Here is a 21,021-nt window from a genome sequence, read left to right as displayed (position 1 = left end):
CCTCCAAATTCCAGTTTGTCTGCTGGTGCGTCACACAGGCAGATCTTCCGAACGCCGGGCCATCCTTCGGGGCGGCCCGGCGCGATGCCGGGTCATTCGGCCTTGAACATCTCATTGGCCCATTTCTTGGGCTTGCGGTTGGCCAGCCAGGTTTCGCGCTTCAACCCGATCACATCGTCCTGATGCAGATATCGGTTCTCCTGACTTACCCTGAATTCGCCTTTCTTCAAAACGTCACGAACTTCGGTGACATCCAGATCGCGCAGCGGCTGCTGTTTCAGCGCGGCCATGGCAGCGATGGTGCCACCCGCCTGGCCCGTCTGGAACACGCTTTCCATCTTGCGGATACCGCTGTTGGCGATGTGGTCGGACGAGATGCACCGCCCCACGACCACGAGGCCTTCGGTTCCCTTAGGCAGGAAGCATCCGATTGGAATGTCCACGGCGCCTTTCAGGACCTCAAGAAGATACCTGTCGATGTCGTGGGCATCGAACATGATCTGCGCGGTCATGATCGAATCCTCGAATTCCTGGTTGGCCCGGCACTCGGCCTCGCTCAGGATGTATTCGCCGATGATCGACCGGGTTTCGCGCACCCCCACCTGGGCCGGAACATCGACCATCATCGACTTTTCGAAACCGGGGATGAAATCCCGCAGGAACTGCCAGATGGCATAGGCCTGGGGCCGGCAGGTGATTTCCGCCTTTGTCAGGTCTTCCTCGATGGTGCCGTCGATGCCGTAGATCCGGGTCGAGTTCACCGACAGTTCCCCCGGCCGGATGGACGAACAGTTGAAATAGGTATGGGCGGGCAGGTCGCGTTCGGGGTGTTCGTTGTAAAGCGGCGTCAGATCCGCCCCAAGGTAGAACGCGGTGCCATCCTTTGAATGCTGGCGCAGGCGGGCGACGTCCTCGGCGGTCGAGATCGTCTTGTAGTACTCCATGTTCTCTCCGACCCAGTCGAAGTAGCGGTCGAAATCGACATGGCCGATGCGGAACCGCAGCGTAACCCCCTGCATCTTGCCATCGACGCCCTTGGTGAATCCGGCCCCGGCATAGGCCGACAGATCGCCGTCACCGGTGGCGTCCACGAAGGTCTTGGCCTTGAACGCCCGGCGCCCCGACTTGCTTTCGGTCACCGCGGCGACGATGCGGTCGCCCTCCTTGATGACGCCGGCCAGCCAGTTGTGCAGGTGGATTTCGACGCCCGCTTCCAGCAGCATCTTCAGCCCGATGATCTTGACCGTCTCGGGCTCCATATGATCGTGTTCGGTCAGGGGGTTCGGGCCTTGGCCAAATTCGACCACGCGGTTGACGAATTCCGTCAGGATGCCCGAATGGTTGCCGCGCAGACCATGCCAGCAGGGCATGATGGAATAGGCCGGCACGCCGCCGACAAAGCCGTAGCGTTCGATCAGGGCCACCTTGGCCCCCTGCCGGGCCGCGGCGATGGCCGCCGGAACGCCCGCGGTGCCCCCGCCGCAGACGACAACATCGTATTCACCTGCAATGGGCAGATCGCGTTGGGGTTCGGTCATGGTCGCCATGTATGGCCCTTTCTCAGATATGGTTCGGTCGGATGAGGTGGTCAGCCGGCAAGCGCGGCGACGCCCTTTATCGGCAGATCGCCGGCATAGTGGCAGGCGGCCATGTGGCCGTCTTCGACCCTGCGCAGCGGCGGCACGTCGGTTTTGCAAAGATCGGTGGCAAAGCTGCAGCGGGGATGGAACGGGCAGCCCGGCGGCGGGTTCGACGGATCGGCGACCTCGCCGGTCAGGCGGGTGCGGCTGCCCTTGCCGCGCAGGCGCGGATCGGGCTTTGGCACCGCCGACAGCAGCGCGGCGGTATAGGGATGCATCGGGCGGTCGAACAGCGCCTCGGTCGAACAGATCTCGACCAGCTTGCCGACATACATCACCGCGATCCGGTCGGCGATATGTTCGACGACCGAAAGATCGTGGGCGACAAACACATAGGTCAGTTTGAATTCGTCCTGAAGATCCTGCATCAGGTTCAGGGTCTGCGCCTGCACCGAAACGTCCAGTGCCGATACCGCCTCGTCCGCCACCACGAGTCGGGGATTCAGCGACAGGGCGCGGGCGATTCCGATCCTCTGACGTTCGCCGCCCGAAAACGCATGGGGGAAACGGCGCATGTATTCCGGGCGCAGACCCACCTTCTTCAGCAGTTCGGCAACCCGGTCCTCCAGCTCTTTTCCCTCGGCGATCCCGTTCAGGCGCATGGCCTCGCCCACCAGTTCCACCACCGGCATCCGCGGGTTCAGCGACGACTGCGGGTCCTGGAAGATCATCCTGATGTCGCGGCGATAGGGCTTCAGGTCGCGCGATGACAGTGAGGTCAGATCGACGACTTCGCCATCTTCACGGCGATAGAGGATCTCGCCCGAGGTGGGTTGGAGGATCCGCATCAGGCAACGGCCCGTCGTTGTCTTGCCGCAGCCCGATTCCCCCACGACGCCCAGGGTCTCGCCCTCGATGATGTCGAAGGACACATCGTCAACGGCCTTCACATGGCCGATGGTGCGCTTGAAGAATCCCTTGGTGATCGGGAAGTGCATCTTCAGATTGCGCACCTCCATCAGGGTTTTGCCGGTCTTGACGGTCATGCGACACCCTCTTCCTTCGTGTGAAGCAGACATTTCGCCTCGCGGCCCGGTCCGAAGCTGACGGCGGGCGGGTCGATCCGGTTGCAGCGCCCCGGCATGTAGCTGTCGCACCGGGTATGGAACGGACAGCCCGAGGGCCGGTCGAACGGATGCGGCACCATGCCCCGGATCGAGGCAAGCCGATGGGCACCGCGCTGGCCCAGCCGCGGGATCGAATCCAGCAGCGCCCGGGTGTAGGGATGTTTCGGGTCGTGAAAGATGCTGTCGACGTCGCCGCGCTCCATCACCTGGCCCAGATACATGACGGCCACTTCGTCTGCGATTTCGGCCACCACGCCCAGGTCATGGGTGATGAACATCACCGCCATCCCGGTTTCCTTCTGAAGGTCGGCGATCAGGTCCAGGATGTTGGCCTGGGTCGTCACATCCAGCGCCGTTGTCGGTTCATCCGCGATCAACAGGCGGGGCTCACAGGACAGGGCCATGGCGATGCAGACCCGCTGACGCATCCCGCCCGACAGTTCGAAGGTATAGGCGCCAAACCGGTCCGCCGCCTTGGGGATGCCGACCCGTCCCAGAACCTCGATGGCGCGGCGCTTGGCCTCGTCCTTCGAGATCGGGAAATGCAGGGTCAGCGCCTCGACGATCTGATCGCCGATGGTGTGGACGGGCGAAAGCGCGCTCATCGGTTCCTGGAAGATCATGGCGATGTCACGACCGCGGATCTGGCGGATCTGCCTCGTCTTCGGCCCGATCCTGGCAAGGTCGATGACCTCGCCATCCTTGTGGTACAGGATTTCGCCACCGACGATCCGGCCGGGGTTTTCGATCCGCAGGATGCTGCGGGCCGTCACCGATTTGCCCGAGCCGCTTTCGCCGACCACGCACAGCGTCTTGCCGGCGGGGATCGTGAAATCGACCCCCTCGACCGAACGCACAACGCCTTCGTCGGTAAAGAACTGGGTCTGGAGGCCATTCACCTCGATCAGGGGAGTTGTATCATGCATAGGGATCTGCCGCGTCTCTCAGGCCGTCGCCAAGGAAATTCATTGCAAGAACAGCAACCACAACCGCGGCGCCCGGCCAGAACAGCCACGGAGCCTGGGCGATGGAACGCACGTTCTGCGCCTCTTCCAGAAGAACGCCCCAGCTGACGACCGGTGGGCGAAGGCCGATGCCCAGGAAGCTGAGCGAGGTTTCTGCAAGGATCATCGACGGGATCGCCAGAGAAATCGACGCGATGATGTGGCTGGTGAAGGATGGCACCATGTGGCGCATGATGATGCGCAACTCGCTGTTGCCATCCAGGCGGGCCGCCGTGACGAAATCCTCGGTCTTGAGCGAGAAGAACCGCCCCCGCACCACCCGAGCCAGCCCCGTCCAGCCGATCAGTGACAGGATCAGCGTGATCAGGAAATAGACGTGCAGCGGTGGCAGACTAAGCGGGATCGCCGCCGCAAGGCCCATCCAGAGCGGGATTTTCGGGATCGAGTTCAGGAATTCGATGACCCGCTGGATCAGGTTGTCGGTCGCCCCGCCGTAATAGCCCGAGATGCCGCCCAGAAGCACGCCCAGGAACAGGCTGATGGCGACGCCGATCAGGCCGATGGACATGGAAATCCGGGTGCCATGGATCAGACGGCTGAGCATGTCGCGGCCCAGGCGGTCGGCGCCCAGCAGATACATCGGATGCGATGGATCGTCGGGGGCAATCAGGTGACGCTCCATCGGGATCAGGCCCCAAAGGCGGTAGGGCGCGCCCTTGGCAAACAGGCTGACAGGATGGCGGACCTCTTCGTCGATGACGAATGTTCGGGCCAGGGTTTCGGGGTCGAACGACACGGCATAGCCGTTGACGTAAAGACCGAATTCACCCTCGACCTGCCCCAGGTGCAACGATTGCGGCGGGGCGTAGGGGTAGGTCGAATTGTATTGATCCGGCGGGAAGGGTGCCAGGATCTCAACGAAGACTGCCACGAAGTAGATGAACAGCGTGATGATGCCGCCCAGCATGGCCAGCTTGTGCTTGCGGAATTTCCACCAGATCAGCTTCCACTGACCGGCAACCAGAACCGTGCGGTCCTCGTTCGCCACCGGAAGATCGTCGGCACGGTCGATGTCGCGGTCGTCATGGCGGCGGCTGGTGGGTGGATCGTCGGCAGGAATGGCCAGGCCGGCGTCACGGCTGTCGGTGACGTCCGATGTGGTTTTGGTCGGGGTCATGGTGGGGACGCCTCTATTTGAACCTGATGCGCGGATCGAGCCACGCCAGCAGAATGTCGGAGATCAGGGTGCCCAGAACGGTCAGAACGCTGAGCATCATGATGAAGGACCCGGCAAGATACATGTCCTGGCTGATCAGGGATCGCAGCAACAGCGGGCCGGTGGTGGGCAACGACAGCACGATGGCCGTGATCGTCGCGCCGGACACCAGTTCGGGCAGAACCCAGCCGACGGTGCTGATGAACGGGTTCAGCGCAACCCGAACCGGATACTTGAACAACAGCCGGATTTCGGAAAGCCCCTTGGCCCGCGCGGTGACGACATAGGGTTTATAGATCTCGTCCAGCATGTTGGCCCGCATGATGCGGATCAGACCGGCGGTCCCGGCGGTGCCCAGCACGATCACCGGAATCCACAGGTGGGCCAGAAAATCCATCAGCCGCGCCCAACTCCACTCGGCATTGACGAACTCGGGCGAGAAAAGCCCGCCCACGCTGCGCCCGAAGTACTTGAACGAGACATACATCAGCACCAGCGCCATCAGGAAATTCGGGATCGCCAGCCCGACAAAGCCGATGAACGTGCCCAGGTAATCCCCGATCGAATACTTGCGCACCGCCGAATAGATACCGATGGGAAAGGACACGGCCCACACGAAGATCAGCGTCGAGAACGACAGCAGGAACGTCAGCCCCAGCCTGTCCCACAACAGCACGCTGACCGGGCGGTTGTATTCAAAGGACTGCCCGAAGTCGCCGCGCAGGACGATGCCGGAAATCCACTTCCAGTATTGCACATACAGCGGTTCGTTCAGGCCATAGCGCGCGCCCATCGCCTCAAGTGCGGCGGTATTGGCGATCGTGTCGCTTTCCTTGGCCATCTTCGACGCCAGCACGCTGAAGTAGTCGCCGGGTGGAAGCTGGATGATGATGAACGACATGATCGAGATCGCGAACAATGTCGGGATCGTATAGAGCAGCCGTTTGAGAATATAGGCGAACACGGGTCGCTCCTCGCAGGGGGGGCCGAGCCGCCCCCCGGCCAGTGGCCGGAGAGCGGAGACAAGGTTACTTGGACTCGTCGATCCAGAATTGGGACGACGCAACCTGGCCCGGGCCGATGGCCGGAACGCCAACGATATAGTCGGGAACGTTCTGGAACCGGTTCGAAACGATGCCGTATTCATCCGCGGAAACGCTGATTCCCATGTTGTAGAATTGCTCTTTCGAGATGCGCAGCACTTCGCGCATCAGGCGGTTCTGTTCGTCGGGGTCGGCTTCGGCGCGCAGTTCTTCCATCAGGGCCACCTGGTCAAGCGCGGCCTGCGGCGGCTTCACACCACCCGGAGCGCCCTGAATGTAGTTGCCCCAGCCGACGGCCCAGGTCGAAGACCATTCTTTCGGCACGTGGTTGAAGTTCTCCAGCAGGATGTCCTGAAGACCCGCACCGCTCCACCAGAGGTTGGCGTCGTGCTGGTTGCCACGCATCCGCTCATCCAGAAGGCCGCCATCGACGGTACGATACTGCATGTCGATACCGACGGCTTTCCAGTACTTTTCGATCAGTTCCAGCGCGTCCGCCCACTGCCCCATGAAGGAATAGGCCTCGACGATGAAGGAAATCCGCTTGCCGTCGGGGCCAAGGCGGAAACCGTCGGCGTCGCGATCGGCATAACCGGCATCGTCCAGGTGCTTGTTGGCAAGATCGACATCGTATTGCGTGTACTGGGTCGAATGCTCTTCGTCATAGAAGGTGCTGTTGGGGCGCGGCGCGATCTGCGACGGCGTCCCCTGCCCCAGGAAGACCAGGTTGATGATTTCCTGCCGGTTCAGCGCATGGGACAGGCCGATGCGGAAATCCTTGTTGTTGAACACCTCGTTCAGGACCGGGTTTTCACTGGTCAGGTTCAGCGACAGGACGAAATAGTTCTGACCGGTTTCGCCCAGCGTGAAGAAGCGATAGTCGCCCCGCTCGCGGTTTTCGGCCAGCACGGGCTTGTTCGACAGTTCGTTGATCCAGCGGCTCATCAGGTCGATTTCACCGTTCAGCGCCTGAAGCAGCATGACCTCGGCATCGCCCACCACGTTGTAGACCACGTCATCGATATAGGGCAGCTGCTGCCCCTCGGCGTCGACCTTCCAGTAATAGGGGTTGCGCTCCAGCGTGAACCGCTCGCCGCTGCCCAGGCTGTTCTCCGGCTTCCATGCGAAAAGCACCGGGCGCTCTTCGTCGAAGAACATGTCGTTGCCGGTGCTGGGCGACCCGTCGCCGATACCGGCCGTCACCGTGAACATCGTCACCCAGCTGTTGGCGCCGGATTCCGCAACCAGCGCATCCATGCCATCGGGATTGTACTTGATGTGGAATTTTTCCAGGTAGTGGCGCGGCGCCATGGCCACGCCCAGGCCATTCTGCCCGGCCATCTGCGCCATGAACAAGCCGTTCGGGTTGGCGAACCGGAAGATCACAGTGTGTTCGTCGGGCGTTTCCACCGTCACCCGCTCGCCGTTGACCATCAGCCAGGCGGGGAAGGTCGGGGTTACGTCGGCGTTGCTGACGATATCGTCGAACCAGAAACGGATGTCGGCCGAAGTGAACGGCGCGCCATCTGACCACCGCATGCCCTTGCGCAGGTGAAAGGTGAATTCGGTCGCATCCTCGTTCGCTTCGAAGGATTCAGCGATGTTCGGCTCGACCTTGGTGAAATCGTTGGACCAGCGGACAAGCTGTTCGTAGCCAAGGTTGCGATAGACCCACTGGTGGCTGTCACCGGCCAGAATGGCGTTGCGCCAGGTTCCGCCATACTGCCCTATCGAATCGACGACCTCGACGGTCAAGGGAGTCTCGGGAAGCCGGTCATCCACCGGCGGCAGGGCACCAGAGGCCACAGCCTCGCCCAGTTCAGGCGCTTCGGTGAAAGCCACAGCCGCCGACGGCATTGCCAGGATCGCGGCCACCGCAAAGGCCGAAACCGTTTGCGCGGTCAATAAACTAGCCAGTCTCGAATTCATCTTATCCTCCCGTTCGTGCGATTGAGATCGCGACCAATGGCAGTGGAGGGCAGCCCCCACGCCGACGTTTCTTCGGTCTTGTTGTTGGCGCAGCTCACCACTCTCCCTGCGGCGGCGTGCGATTTCATCTATGACAGCGCTGTCATAAATGTCAACAACGGAGTTGGATACCAGAATTACTATTTAACCTATTATTATTACTATCTTTTTCTTTTTCATTTCTTGATGTCAATGGAATCATCCAGATTCCGACCGACGACGCCCTAATCGCCGGACTCCCCACGCCGCACCTCGGTTGAGATAGCGTTCCAGTCCTCATCCCCACGCCCGGCCGCAACGGCCGCGGCAAACCGGTCGCGAAGGATCTCTCCGAAGGGCATCGGGGTATCCGCGGCGGCGGCCATATCCAGCGCCAGCCCGACGTCCTTGCCACCCAGCGCCAGCTTGAACCCGGGCGGCATGAAGGCCTGATCCAGGATGATCCGGCCATAGTTCTGATGAATGACCGATCCGAAAATCGTTTCGGACATCATCTCGTGAAATGCGCGCGAATCGATTCCTTGCGCTTCCAGCACGGCGAAGGCCTCGCTCATTGCTTCGATGGCCGAGGCAATCATGAAGTTGCCTGCGATCTTGACGCTGGCGGCATTGACCGGGTTCTCGCCGAAGTCGGTAATCGACCGCGATATGCACTCCAGCACCGGCCTAGCAGTGGCGACGGCACCCGCCGCGCCCGACACGGCCACCCACAAAAGCCCTTTCTGCGCGGCCTCTGGGCGCCCGAATACCGGCGCCGCGATCATCTGGCGGCCCACAACTTCATGTTTGCCGACAAGCTCTCCAACCAGCTTCGGACTGACCGAACTCATCGAGATATGGCAGCCGTCCGCGGGCAGACCGGCCAGAATGCCATCCTCCGACTCGGTCACGTCCGTCAACGCGGCGTCATTTGCGACAAAGGAGATGACGACCCCCGACGCGGCCGCCTCGGCCGGACTGGCCGCGATTTCCACGGCATCACGGCCCCGGAAAGGATCAAGCGCGGCACCCGAGCGGTTCCACAGCACAAGGCCACACCCTTCGTCCAGCAGACGCTCGGCCACGCCCCCACCCATGCCGCCAACGCCGACAATGCCAATCGTTCTCATAGGGCCTCACTCCGATCTGTATCCTGTTCGCACCCGGGCCAGCCACAGGACGATACCGGCCTTGCGCCCGCCTCAAACGATGCGCGCACATGTAGCGATTTAATTGACAGCGCTGTCAAGACCATTTCATAATTGCAAGAATTGCGGGCCAGAACTCGTGACAGCGCCTAGCATTCTCCCTATACTGAGTCTGTCGGCGCCTGTTTGACGTCGCCACCCACCCACGCAGGAGCGTTGCGATGGCAGCTACACTGGCACAGGTCGCAAGACTTGCGGGCGTCAGCGAAATCACGGCCAGCCGGGCCATTCGCGGCGCGCCAAACGTTTCGTCCAAGACCGCCGCAAAGGTGCAGGATGCGGCACGGGCTATCGGCTATGTCCAGAACCGGGTGGCGGGCGCACTGGCTGGCGCGGCGTCCAACCAGGTCGGCGTGATATTGCCCTCCCTGTCGAACATCGTGTTCCCGGACGTCCTGAAAGGCCTCGAAACCGAACTTGAGACCGCCGATTTTCACCCCGTCCTCGGGGTTTCGCACTATGACCGCGACCAGGAAGAGCGGCTGATCCGCAGCTTGCTGTCCTGGCGCCCGGCCGGAATCGTCATTGCGCCGTCCAACCTCACCGATGCATCGCGGCGTCTTCTGCGGGACGCGAAGCTGCCCATTGTCGAGATCATGGGGCTGGCCGAAGATCCCATCGACATTTCCGTGGGCATGTCGCACTTCGACGCCGGCAAGGAGACGGCGCGCCATCTGACCGGGCTGGGCTATCGCAGCTTTGCCTATGTCGGCCATGACATTTCAATCGACCGACGCGCGCTGGACCGGCTTGACGGATTCCGCCACGGCCTGGCCGAGGCGCGCGTGGTGCTGGAGCAAACCATTCTGATGGACGAACCCTCGTCCATCGGGTTGGGCCGCAAGGGGATCACCCGGGCGCTGGAGACCTCCGAGCGTCCGAGGGTTGTCTATTTCTCGAATGACGACATGGCCGTCGGCGGCTTCTTCGAATGCATGGTCAAGGGGCTGGACGTGCCCGGCGACATTGCCATTGCCGGGTTCAATGGCCTGGAAGTGGGCCAGAACCTGCCCCGGCCGCTGACCACGATCAGTTCGAACCGCGAGGAAATCGGCCGTGTCGCCGCCGAACAGATCCTGCGACGCCTGCGCGGCCAACCCACCGAAAAACGGATCGACGTGAAGTTCAGCCTGATCCGGGGCGAAACCGCCTAGCCCGCAAGGCCGGGCCGATCCCGCCGAAACCCAAAACTAAAAACCAGCAGAGAGTAGAATGAAAGATACAGTGATTCACAACCCGATCTTGCGCGGGTTCAACCCCGATCCGTCGATCGTCCGGGTCGACAATGACTATTACATCGCAACGTCGACATTCGAATATGCGCCCGGCGTGCAGATCCACCATTCGACCGACCTTGCGAACTGGACCCTTGCGGCCCGCCCGCTTGATCGCGCCGACCTGCTGGACATGCGCGGAAATCCCGATTCCGGCGGCATCTGGGCCCCCTGCCTGACCCACGCCGACGGGTTGTTCTGGCTGATTTACACCGACGTGAAGCGGCTGAGCGGCAGCTTCAAGGACGCGCCCAACTATCTGACGACCGCACCGTCCATCGAAGGCCCGTGGAGCGACCGCGTCTACCTGAACTCCAGCGGCTTCGACCCGTCACTGTTTCATGCCCCGGACGGGCGCAAATGGCTGGTCAACATGCTTTGGGATCACCGCACCAAGGGTCACGGCAACCAGTTTGCCGGGATCGTCTGCCAGGAATACTCGGTCGAGGAACAGCGCCTGGTGGGGCCGATCCGCAATATCTTTGCCGGCAGCGACCTGAAGCTGACCGAGGCGCCGCATCTTTATTGGCGCGATGGCTGGTATTACCTGATCACGGCGGAAGGCGGCACCGGTTATAGCCACGCGGTTACAATGGCGCGGTCGCGCGATCTGTTCGGCCCCTACGAAATGCACCCGGATGTTCACGTTCTGACCACAAAGGATGCGCCCCAGGCCCCGCTTCAACGGTGCGGTCACGCCGACATCGTCGATACGCCCGAGGGCGAAACCTACATGGTGCATCTGTGTTCCCGGCCACTGAACGTCGAGGGAACGCTGGGCCACGCCGAATACCGGCGCACCCTGCCTGGTTCGGAAGTGTCGAAATACCGCTCGCCCCTCGGGCGGGAAACGGGAATCCAGAAAATGCGCTGGGACGCGGACGGCTGGTTGCGCCTGGCCGAAGGCGGCAACTATCCCCAAGGCCTGACGACACCGGCGCCCGGCGGCAAAAGCGTTGCGGGCCCTGTCCGCGTCAAGGAACACACAACCTTTGCGCCCGGCGCTCTGCCCGCGGCGTTTCAGTGGCTGCGCACGCCCGATCCGGCCTATCTGTTTTCGCTTGATGCCGCGCCGGGTAGGTTGCGGATTTTCGGCCGCCAGTCCCCGGGGAGCAAGTTCGACCACGCGCTACTGGCGCGACGCCAGACCGAACACCGCTATACGGCTTCGACGCGCGTTCATTACGACCCTGTCGATTTCCAGACCTTCGCGGGCCTGATCTGCTGGTACAATACCTGCCAGTATCATTACCTGGCAATCTGCCGCGAGGACGACGGAACGCGGGCCTTGCGGATCATGTCCGCGCTTGGCGACTTTCCCTTCGGCAAGGTCCAGTTCGCCTGCGATCCGGTTGCCGTTCCCGATGGGCCGCTTGATCTGCGGGTCACGGTGACGGATGCCGCCCAGCAATTTGCCTGGCGCACCACAGATGGCGAATGGCAGGATGTCGGTCCGGTGCTGGATGCCAGCATCCTGTCGGATGAAGGCGGCGTCGGTGAAGGCAACAACTTTACCGGGGCATTCGTGGGGATGGCCGCCCATGACATCGGCGGGCGTGGCCACGCCGCCGATTTCGAATGGTTCGACTTCGAGAACGAGGTTTGATTTCGCCAACGGGGCGGGCGCGGTGATCCGCCCCGCCCACCAAAAGGCCCGGCCCCTTTTTCAGGGACCGGGCCAGATTTTTGCGCAACAAGGGTAGAACGGGCCTCCGCCCTGGCGATCCGGCGTCAGCCCTTGACGGCGCCGCCGGTCAGGCCTTCGACGATGTATTTCTGCGCGAAGGCAAAGAAGATCACGGCCGGAATCAGCGTCAGCGTTACAAAAGCCAGGATCAGGCTCCACTCGGTGTTGTATTCACCCTGAAACTGCATGATCCCGATGGGCCAAGTGTAAAGCGATTCATCGTTCAGCACGACAAGTGGCAACAGGAAGTTGTTCCAGCTTTGGACAAGAACGAAAACGCCCACCGTCGCAAGGATCGGGGTGGAAAGCGGCAGGGTGACCTTCCAGAAGAACCCGGCATAGCTGCACCCGTCGATCTGCGCGGCCTCCCAAAGCTCGGAGGGGAGTTGTTTGAAGAAGCTTCGCATCAGCAGAATCGAGAACCCCAGCCCGAAGGCCACCTGCGGCAGAACCAGCCCGGCATAGGAGTTGAGAAGCCCGAAATCCCGCAGACGCACGAAGAGCGGCAAGATTGCAGTGGCAAAGGGAAACATCATGCCCAGCAGCACATAGTTCAGCAGCATCCGCGACCCGAAGAACCGGATCTGCGCAAAGGCAAAGGCGGCCATCGCGCCGATGATCAGCGTCAGGGCAACCGTCATCCCGGCCACCACAAGCGAGTTGCCGACATAGACCCAGATGTCGGGCTGCGACAGGATCTGCGCAAAGTTCGACAGGTTCAGCGTGCTGGGCAGGCCAAAGGGGTTGGCGCGCAATTCGCCCTGATCCTTGAACCCGCCGAGAAACGTCACCAGCAACGGCGTGGCGACAAAAATGCCGACGGCAACCAGTGCAAGATCGTGATAGAGCCTGTGCGCGCGTCCAGAGCCGATGCCCATCTAATCCTCCTTCATGAAAATGCGCCGATAGCTGAAGGCGAACCCGACGCAGACGACGAAAAGAACCACGCCCACCGCGCTGCCGAAGCCGATGCGCATCCGCATGATGCCGAAGTCATAGAGAAAGCTGACAACCGTATGCGACGAGTTGACCGGACCGCCGCGCGTCAGCGACCATACCAGATCAAACACCTGCAACCCGCCGAGGATGGAAAAGAACACTGACAGCTTGATCACCGGGGCGATCATCGGAATTTTGATGCGGCGGGCAATCTGCCACCAGCTTGCCCCGTCGATCTGCGCGCTTTCCACCACATCCCGCGGAATGTTCTGCAAGCCGGCGATATACAGCATCATGTGGAATCCGAAGAATTTCCACACCAGCACCACGATCACCGCGTAGACGGCAAGCTCCTGATCCGCCAGCACATAGACCGGATCGACGCCAAGCGCATCGGTGATTCCGGCTGCCAGGCCATGCCGGCCGTCATAGACGAACTTCCAGATCAGGCCGGTTGCCACCTCGGCCAGGATGTAGGGCAGAAAGAACAGCGACCGCCAAAGAACCACGCCCCGAAACTTCTGCGACAGGATCAACGCAAGATACAGCCCCAGCGGCAGTTGCACGATCAGCGAAAAGAAGATGATCAGGCCGGTGTTCTTCAGCGCGGTGTGAAAGGCATCCATCTGCATCAGCATCTGGAAGTTCTTCAGCCCGACATGGTTCGTCGGCGCACCGAAACCGTTCCAGCGGAACAGGCTGTACCAGGCCGCCTCGCCAATCGGCATCATCACGAACAGCGTGAACAGCGTCAGCGCCGGCACAAGAAACACCACCGCAGTGACAAACCGGTCCGACTTCATCAGCCGGGCCCGCAGGCCGGGCCGCCTGGTCGGCGCCCGGCCCGATCGGGATGCCTCCAGCATGGTCATGGAGACTTGGCTGGCGCAGCCCTTCGGCCACCGCGCTCGGTCATGCCGCGCCGCCCGAGATGTTGCTGCCGTCCTTCAGGAACGGCACCGCCTGCCCCCAAAGCCTGTCGCCCCCGGTCGCCATGATCGGCTCGGCCGAATATTGCGCCAGATAGGCCCGGCGCATGTTGGTGGTCAGGTTGGGACCGCTGCGGTGAAAGGTCATCGAGCTGAACAGCGCGATCGACCCGGCCGGCGCGATCACCGGCGTTCCCGGTTCATCCCCATGATAGCCGACCCAGTCGTTCATCTCGGGGTCTTTGCGGTGCGGGACCAGATCTCGGGTGCCCGCCTTGTCATAGGGCAGCATGTAGACGGTGCCGTTTTCCTCGGTCACGTCGTCCAGCGTGCACCAGCACGTCAGGTAGGGCCTGTGCGCGGCATCGCCCCCGTTGGCGGCCACATAGCCCGAATCCTGGTGCCAGGCGAAACGGCTGTTGGGGTCGGCCCCTTTCACGACATACTGATCGTAGAACAGCCAGGCATCGGGGCCCAGGATGTCACGGCATATCCCCGCCATGAGAGGGCTGAACAGGAATTCGGCCATGCGCGGATTCTGTTGCAATGTCCGTTCAACGAAATAGCGCCGGCCACGGTGGCTGATCCCGACCGAGTCGGTTCCGGCGGCGTCCATTTCCGCATGCTTGCGTTCGATAAAACCACTGCATTCGTCGCGCAGCAGGTTCAGGAGTTCGGCGGGAATGATCCCCGGCAGGACGCAAAATCCCGTCTGCTCGTAGTCGGCCCTTGCCTGGCTTGGGATCGTGCCGGCTGCGACGGGTTGCGCGCAGGCGGATTGGGTCCGCGGGGCGGAGGTGCTGGTCTGGCTCATCGTTCTTTCCTTCGTGGTGGTTCGGCGGGCGTTCCCAGCCCGCCGTTGTGCGGTCACATGTTCTCGAACGACCAGGCATCCTGAATCGTTTGCGCCGCCTGTTCGGGCGTTGTCGATCCTGCTGCCAGTTCGGTCGAAACATCATTGACGACCCGGCCGACCGATGGGCCAAGGTCCTGATCCCAGAAGATCTGGTGATAGGTCGAAGCGGCGAGTTTCTCAGCGAACTGCTTTGAGAAGGGATCCTCGATCACATCGGACATGCCTTTCATCGGCGGCACATGCAGCCCCCGCGCGGCGGCTTCGCGCTGATTTTCGGGCGAGGTGATGAAGCGCAGGAAATCCACCGCCTCTTGCGGGGCGCCTGCCCCGACCAGCCAGCCGTTGATGCCGCCCAGCGTGTCGGTTGCATTACCCGCGCCACCTTCGACCATGGGGAATGGCATCCAGGCCAGTTCATCCTCGGGCAGGCCCTTGCCATTCGCGCTGTTGCTGACCTGCGAGAACCGGTTCCAACTGCCCTGAAGCTGCATTGCCGCCTGGCCATCCCCGAATACCCCGGCGGCATCGCTGTGGCCGGCAGCCAGGAACCCGTCCTGAAACGGCTCAAGCGTCACAAGTTCGACAAAGCGTTCGCCCGCAGCCACGAAGGGCGCGGCGGCAAAGCCGTCGCCCTCACCGGCAAGGGCGGCATCGAAGGCCTCTTTCCCGCCGATGCGCCCGGCCAGATGTGTCCAGTAGAAATGCAACGGCCACTTGTCGGCACCACCGGTGGCAATCGGCGTGATCCCGGCCTCCTTGAACCTGGCAACAGCGGCCAGCAGATCGTCCCAGGTCTTGATGCTCTCGGGGTCCACGCCCGCTTCGTCGAACAGGCGCCGGTTGTACCAGAACCCAACCTGGTTGATCTCTTGCGGCACGCCATAATAGGCGCCGTTATACTCATACGCGCTCAGCGCGCCGGGGCTGAAACTGTCTTTCCAGGCACCTTCCACATCGGCGGTGATGTCCTTCAGAAAGCCCGCATCGGCCTGCGCGCGCATCACGCCACCTGCCCAGGTATAGAACAGGTGCGGACGGTCATCCGACTGGAGCATGGTGGTCAGACGGGCCTTGAAGGCTTCGGGGCCAAGGAATTGCATCTTGACGTCCACGCCGGGGTTCTTCGCCTCAAACCCGGCCTCAAGTTCCTCCATGAACTCGACAACCGGACCGTCGCCCTCAAGGTGCAGCCACCTCACCTCGGTTTCGGCCAAACCCGGCCCTGCAAAAAGGCCTGCCAGAAGCGACGCCATTGAAACGGTTTTGTACATCTTTTCCTCCCGATGACGTGTCATGCGCACGCCTTACATCATATTGATATGCGAAGTATCATCTTGAGGTCAACACACCATGTCTGAGACGGCACATTTCAGCATGATTGGCAAATTTGCCAACGATTACAGGGATTGCGCCGCCATCTCGCGCGCAACAAGAGGTGCATGAGCATCATTTTGATGTTATATCGGAAGGTTCTCGCGGCAAAAGAAGCGCGGCTCGATTCTCTCGGTCGGCCAGGCCAGCCCGGCGTGGTCCCGGGCGATGCCCGTCCCAAGCTGGTCGATCAGCATTCCGATGTTCTGATCCAGCACCACGGCCATGCGCCCTTCAAGCAAAAGCTGCTTGGTCGTATCCGTCAGGTCGTGGCCGATCAGAACCACCTTGCGACCGCTGCGCGCCACGGCTTCGGCCACTTCGCGGTTCCTGATCGACATGTTGTAAAGGATCGTCAGGTTCGGATGCCCGGCCAGCAGATTGGTGACCGCGTCGATCACCGCCTCCGAGGTGGTGTTCGCCGTCTCGAAGGCTGCGGTGATCGACAGGTTGCCGGACTCCTGAATTGCCGAACGGAAGCCAAGTTCGCGCTGTTCCTGGCTTTGAAATGTGCTCAGTCCGTGCAGAAACGCGATCTCTCCGGTGCCGCTGCCGCGAAAGACCTGGGCAAACCATGCGGCCAGGCGCCCCTCGGCCCGGTTGTCCACGCCCACATGGGCTAGGCAGGGGATATCCGAAATCCGCGACAGCAGCGTGACAAGCTTGCCACCGCGCCGCGCATAGGCAGCGCAGGATTGGCGCACCAGCGGATGATCAACCGCGATGATGGCCAGATAGGGCGTTTCGGCCCGGTCAATGGCGGCGGCATAGTTCTCGGGGGATACGCGCGGGACGGTCACGATGTCCGGGGCCAGGGTTCCTGCGGCGTGGCTGTCCTGCAATTTCCGCGTCAGCGTCGAAAGATACCCGGCGTTCAGTTGCGGCAACAAGACGGTGACGGGCGGTGCAACCGCGCTGGCAACCTCGGGCAGCGGGTCGGTGGCACCGGGATGGCCGGCACGGCTGGCCGCCTGCATCACGATCAAGCGCGTCTGGGGCTGCACCGAACCACGGTTGTTCATCACCCGGTCAACGGTGGCCTTCGACACGCCCGCCAGCCGCGCGATCTCGCTCAGGGTGGCCTTGCGCCCGTGATTCATCCAGCTCCACCCGTGTTCCGACAAGCATACTCAAAATGATGTCTTATCCTGCCGAAGTCAAACGCGCCCGGGAAGGCAAATTGTCGCTTCTGTCCGGCCCGACCCGCCGCAGAAGCCCATCCGGGGTCGATCACGCCTTCTTCTGAACGGGCCAATGTGCCATGAATGACGCGGACAACCCCCGGAAACGCCATGCGGACCATCTTCGTACTTTTCGACACGCTGAACCGCCACAACCTGGGCCCCTACGGCGGGGTGCAGGTGGCAACGCCGGGTTTCGACCGGCTTGCCGAACGGGCGGTGACCTTCGATGCCCACCATGTCGGCAGCCTGCCCTGCATGCCCGCGCGGCGCGACCTGCACACCGGGCGGCTGAACTTCCTGCACCGAAGCTGGGGCCCGCTGGAACCCTTCGACATTTCCCTGCCGCAGATCCTGCGCCAATCCGGCGTCTATTCGCATCTCATCACCGACCATTACCACTACTTCGAGGATGGCGGTGCGGGGTATGTCGGCAAATACACCAGCTATGATTTTCTGCGCGGCCAGGAGGGCGACCCCTGGGTGGTGAAGATCGCCCCCGACAGCGACACCTGGCGCGCCCGCTATCACCCCGGCCAGGTCAGCGAAACGCGCGGCAGCCTGAGGTATCACAACCTTGCCAATCGCGAACGCATCGTCGAGACATCCGATTTCCCCTCGACCCGTTGCTTTGACAGCGGGCTGGCGTTTCTTGACGATAACCGGGACGCAGACGACTGGTTTCTTCAGATCGAAACCTTCGATCCCCACGAACCCTTCACCGCACCGCCCGGGTTCCGCGACGCCCTGCCCACCGGGTACGACGGCCCGATCCTGGACTGGCCCCCCTATGCCCCGGTCAGCGAAACACCCGAAGAGATCGCCGAGCTTCGCGCCAATTATGCCGCCCTGCTGGCCCATTGCGACGCGCAACTGGGGCGGTTGCTAGACCGCATGGACGCGTTGAACCTCTGGGACGACACGATGCTGATCGTCACCACCGACCACGGGTTCCTGACCGGCGAACATGACTGGTGGGCCAAGATACGGATGCCAGCCTATGCCGAAATCGCGCATATTCCGCTGTTCATCCACCACCCGAACCATGCCGCAATGGCCGGGCAACGCCGCACCGCCCTGACCCAGACCATCGATATCATGCCCACGGTCCTGTCGGCCCATGGCTGCGCTGTTCCCGCCTCGGTCCGGGGGCGGTCGCTGTTGCCGCTGATGGCGGATGAAACGGCGCCGGGGCACGATGCGGTGATCTTCGGCTATTTCGGCGGCGCGGTGAACCTGGCCGACGGGCGGCACAGCTATTTCCGCTATCCGCCCACGCTGCACGACCCCGAGCTTTACCAATACACGCTGATGCCATCCCATGTGACGCAGCCGTTTTCGGCGGCCGAACTGGCGGGCGCGACGTTGACCCAAGGCGATGCCTGGACCGGCGGGATGCCGGTGCTGAAGGTGCCGGTGATCCGCGATTCCCCCTGGTATCGCGCCCATGGCCCGGACCGGATGATCGACAGCCCGTCGTTGATCTTCGACATGGCCAACGATCCGGCGCAGGCCGCGCCGCTGGACGATCCCGCGCTGGAAGCCCGGCTGGCCGGAAAGATGGCCGCCCTGATGGCGCAGAACCATGCCCCGCCCGAAGCGTTTGCGCGGCTTGGCCTGGCGCCGCCCTCAGACGTCTGACGCGGGGGTCTGCGCGATCTCCTCGGCGAAATGGCAGGCCACTGTCCGCCCGTCCGGCATGGCCCGCAGCGCCGGCGCATCCACCTTGCACCGGTCGCGGGCGTGGCGGCAGCGCGGATGAAACAGGCAGCCGGACGGCTTGTTCGCCAGGTCGGCCACCTCGCCCTCCAGCCTGATGCGCCGGGATTTGCCGCGCGCGCCGGGCACCGGGCGCGGCGCCGCCGACAGCAGCGCCTGGGTATAGGGATGCATGGGCCGGTCGAACAAGGCCTTCACATCCGCCAGTTCCACCAGCGTTCCGGCATACATCACCGCCACCCGGTCCGAGATATGGCGCACCACGGTCAGGTCGTGGCTGATGAACAGATAGGCGATGCCGAATTCCTTCTGGATCTCGCCCAGCAGGTTCAGCACCTGCGCCTGGATCGATACGTCCAGTGCCGAAACGCATTCATCCGCCACCACCAGCCGGGGGTTCAGCGCCAAGGCCCGCGCGATGCCGATGCGCTGGCGTTCGCCACCGCTGAAGGCGTGAGGATACCGCTGGGCGTAGGATCCGGGCAGGCCGACCCGTTCGAGCAGTTCCACCACCCGGTCTTCCAACGGGCGGCCCGACATGCCGCGCTGAATGCGCAGGGGCTCGCCGATCAGCTCCAACACTGACATGCGCGGGTTCAGCGACGAAAACGGATCCTGAAAGATCATGCGGATCTGCGAGCGGTAAGGTTTCATCTCGGCGGTGGACAGCGGCACAAGATCGACAAACCTGCCGTCCTCGCCGCGAAATTCGACCGAGCCGCCTGTGGGGCGGTACATGCCCACGATGCAGCGGCCCAGCGTTGTCTTGCCGCAGCCGGATTCACCGACCACGCTGAGGGTTTCGCTCTCTTTCACGGTAAAGGAAACATCGGCGTTGGCGTCCACCGTGCTGTGGACCCGGCCCAGAAACCCCTTGCTGAGGGCAAAGGACATCGACAGGTTGCGCACCCTCAGAAGGTCTTGCGGTTCCTCTTGCACGGTCATCCCTTCAGCTCCAGCGGCAGGTGGCAGACATAGGTTCGGTTGCCCCGCAGCCGGCGCAGCGGCGGCGCTTCGACATCGCACACACCGGCAACCGCCTGATCGCACCGCGGATGAAACGGGCAACCCTGCGGCCGCCGGCCCCGGCTGGGGATGCTGCCCTTGATCGTGTAAAGACCGCCCGACTCGGACAGGGGCGTGCCCGGGATCGAACGCAGCAGGGCCTGGGTATAGGGATGGCGGGCATCCTCGAAAATCTCGTGGACCGTGCCGGATTCCACGATCCGGCCCAGGTACATGACCACCACGTTGTGGGCAATTTCGGCCACCACCCCCAGGTCGTGGGTGATGAACAGAAGCGCCATCTTCGTGCTGTCCTGAATGTCGATCATCAGGTCCAGAACATTGGCCTGGGTCGTCACGTCCAGCGCCGTCGTCGGTTCGTCAGCGATCAACAGGCGGGGTCGGTTGGCCAGGGCGATGGCGATCATCGCGCGCTGTCGCATCCCGCCCGACAACTGAAACGGGTAGTAATCGATCCGTTGCGCGGGCTTCGGGATGCCCATGTCGGCCATTGCCGCAATCGCCATTTCGCGGGCCTCGGCGCGGCCGACCTTGCGGTGGGCCTGCACCGCCTCGATGAAGATGCTGCCGATGGTGTGGACCGGACTGAGGGATGCCATGGGTTCCTGAAACACCATGCCGATATCGTTGCCGCGAATGCCGCGCATCGCCTTGCCGCGCGGCTTCTGCGCCAGGATGTCGACGGTTTCGCCCGTTTCACGCCGCAGCAGGATTTCGCCACGGGTGATCTTTCCGGGCGGCGGAACCATGTTCAGGATCGACCGCGCCGTCACCGATTTGCCGCTGCCCGACTCGCCGACGACACAGAGCGTTTCGCCCTCGGCCACGGTGAAGTCGACACTTTCCAGCGCCCGCAGCTTGCCCTCGAAGATGCTGAATTCTACCTGCAATCCCCGCACGCTCAGGATCGGGCTTTGGGTGTCACTATCGGGGCTGTCGGCCACCATCCCTTC

Annotated in this window: 17 protein-coding genes; 3 read left to right on the top strand and 14 right to left on the bottom strand. The window is 62.6% G+C overall.

Annotation, left to right across the window (positions count from 1 at the left end; genetic code table 11):
• Positions 1-92: 92 nt before the first annotated feature.
• The 7 genes from H7828_RS12285 to H7828_RS12255 all read right to left on the bottom strand — a co-directional run bounded on the left by H7828_RS12285 (position 93) and on the right by H7828_RS12255 (position 9,008).
• Positions 93-1,547 (bottom strand): FAD-dependent oxidoreductase, encoded by a 1,455-nt coding sequence (locus tag H7828_RS12285; RefSeq protein ID WP_281070735.1) that lies wholly within the window; start codon positions 1,545-1,547, stop codon positions 93-95.
• 41 nt (positions 1,548-1,588) lie between these two features.
• Positions 1,589-2,626 (bottom strand): ABC transporter ATP-binding protein, encoded by a 1,038-nt coding sequence (locus H7828_RS12280; RefSeq protein ID WP_226781334.1) that lies wholly within the window; start codon positions 2,624-2,626, stop codon positions 1,589-1,591.
• Positions 2,623-3,633 (bottom strand): ABC transporter ATP-binding protein, encoded by a 1,011-nt coding sequence (locus tag H7828_RS12275; RefSeq protein ID WP_226781333.1) that lies wholly within the window; start codon positions 3,631-3,633, stop codon positions 2,623-2,625. The genes H7828_RS12280 and H7828_RS12275 overlap by 4 nt, the downstream gene beginning before the upstream one ends.
• Positions 3,626-4,849, bottom strand: coding sequence for an ABC transporter permease (locus tag H7828_RS12270; RefSeq protein WP_226781332.1), 1,224 nt, complete (start codon positions 4,847-4,849; stop codon positions 3,626-3,628). The genes H7828_RS12275 and H7828_RS12270 overlap by 8 nt, the downstream gene beginning before the upstream one ends.
• Before the next feature lie 13 nt (positions 4,850-4,862).
• Positions 4,863-5,852: an ABC transporter permease gene (locus tag H7828_RS12265; RefSeq protein ID WP_226781331.1), complete on the bottom strand. Its 990-nt coding sequence runs from the start codon at positions 5,850-5,852 to the stop codon at positions 4,863-4,865.
• Between the two features lie 64 nt (positions 5,853-5,916).
• Positions 5,917-7,860, bottom strand: coding sequence for an ABC transporter substrate-binding protein (locus tag H7828_RS12260; RefSeq protein WP_226781330.1), 1,944 nt, complete (start codon positions 7,858-7,860; stop codon positions 5,917-5,919).
• A gap of 263 nt (positions 7,861-8,123) precedes the next feature.
• Positions 8,124-9,008: an NAD(P)-dependent oxidoreductase gene (locus H7828_RS12255; RefSeq protein ID WP_226781329.1), complete on the bottom strand. Its 885-nt coding sequence runs from the start codon at positions 9,006-9,008 to the stop codon at positions 8,124-8,126.
• Between the two features lie 239 nt (positions 9,009-9,247).
• Here H7828_RS12255 and H7828_RS12250 point away from each other — a divergent pair, with 239 nt between their 5' ends.
• Together H7828_RS12250 and H7828_RS12245 are read left to right on the top strand one after the other, a co-directional pair.
• Positions 9,248-10,240: a LacI family DNA-binding transcriptional regulator gene (locus H7828_RS12250; protein ID WP_226781328.1), complete on the top strand. Its 993-nt coding sequence runs from the start codon at positions 9,248-9,250 to the stop codon at positions 10,238-10,240.
• Positions 10,241-10,298: 58 nt separating this feature from the next.
• Entirely contained in the window at positions 10,299-11,966 is a 1,668-nt protein-coding gene (locus tag H7828_RS12245) for a glycoside hydrolase family 43 protein (RefSeq protein ID WP_226781327.1), read from the top strand.
• 125 nt (positions 11,967-12,091) lie between these two features.
• Here the strand turns inward: H7828_RS12245 and H7828_RS12240 are convergent, their stop codons facing one another.
• The 5 genes from H7828_RS12240 to H7828_RS12220 form a co-directional block, all read right to left on the bottom strand.
• A complete protein-coding gene (locus H7828_RS12240) occupies positions 12,092-12,925 on the bottom strand; it encodes a carbohydrate ABC transporter permease (protein ID WP_226781326.1) in 834 nt (277 codons plus the stop codon).
• Positions 12,926-13,789: a carbohydrate ABC transporter permease gene (locus H7828_RS12235; protein WP_226781325.1), complete on the bottom strand. Its 864-nt coding sequence runs from the start codon at positions 13,787-13,789 to the stop codon at positions 12,926-12,928.
• 109 nt (positions 13,790-13,898) lie between these two features.
• Positions 13,899-14,729 carry a phytanoyl-CoA dioxygenase family protein gene (locus tag H7828_RS12230; protein WP_226781324.1) on the bottom strand — a complete coding sequence of 277 codons (831 nt, stop codon included), beginning with the start codon at positions 14,727-14,729 and terminating at the stop codon, positions 13,899-13,901.
• Positions 14,730-14,782: 53 nt separating this feature from the next.
• Positions 14,783-16,042 carry an ABC transporter substrate-binding protein gene (locus H7828_RS12225; protein WP_226781323.1) on the bottom strand — a complete coding sequence of 420 codons (1,260 nt, stop codon included), beginning with the start codon at positions 16,040-16,042 and terminating at the stop codon, positions 14,783-14,785.
• Between the two features lie 186 nt (positions 16,043-16,228).
• Complete coding sequence (locus H7828_RS12220; protein WP_226781322.1) at positions 16,229-17,242, bottom strand: LacI family DNA-binding transcriptional regulator; 1,014 nt, start codon at positions 17,240-17,242, stop codon at positions 16,229-16,231.
• 165 nt (positions 17,243-17,407) lie between these two features.
• Here H7828_RS12220 and H7828_RS12215 point away from each other — a divergent pair, with 165 nt between their 5' ends.
• Positions 17,408-18,964, top strand: coding sequence for a sulfatase family protein (locus H7828_RS12215; protein WP_226781321.1), 1,557 nt, complete (start codon positions 17,408-17,410; stop codon positions 18,962-18,964).
• On the opposite strand, the gene H7828_RS12210 is transcribed toward H7828_RS12215, so the two are convergent.
• Positions 18,953-19,987: an ABC transporter ATP-binding protein gene (locus tag H7828_RS12210; RefSeq protein WP_226781320.1), complete on the bottom strand. Its 1,035-nt coding sequence runs from the start codon at positions 19,985-19,987 to the stop codon at positions 18,953-18,955. The genes H7828_RS12215 and H7828_RS12210 overlap by 12 nt on opposite strands.
• Entirely contained in the window at positions 19,984-21,015 is a 1,032-nt protein-coding gene (locus H7828_RS12205) for an ABC transporter ATP-binding protein (protein WP_226781319.1), read from the bottom strand. The genes H7828_RS12210 and H7828_RS12205 overlap by 4 nt, the downstream gene beginning before the upstream one ends.
• Between the last annotated feature and the right edge of the window lie 6 nt (positions 21,016-21,021).

Origin of the sequence: Oceaniglobus trochenteri (assembly GCF_020529025.1) — a bacterium.
In the GTDB taxonomy this organism is placed as follows: Bacteria; Pseudomonadota; Alphaproteobacteria; order Rhodobacterales; family Rhodobacteraceae; genus Oceaniglobus; species Oceaniglobus trochenteri.
This window is presented reverse-complemented; position numbering and strand designations above follow the sequence as displayed.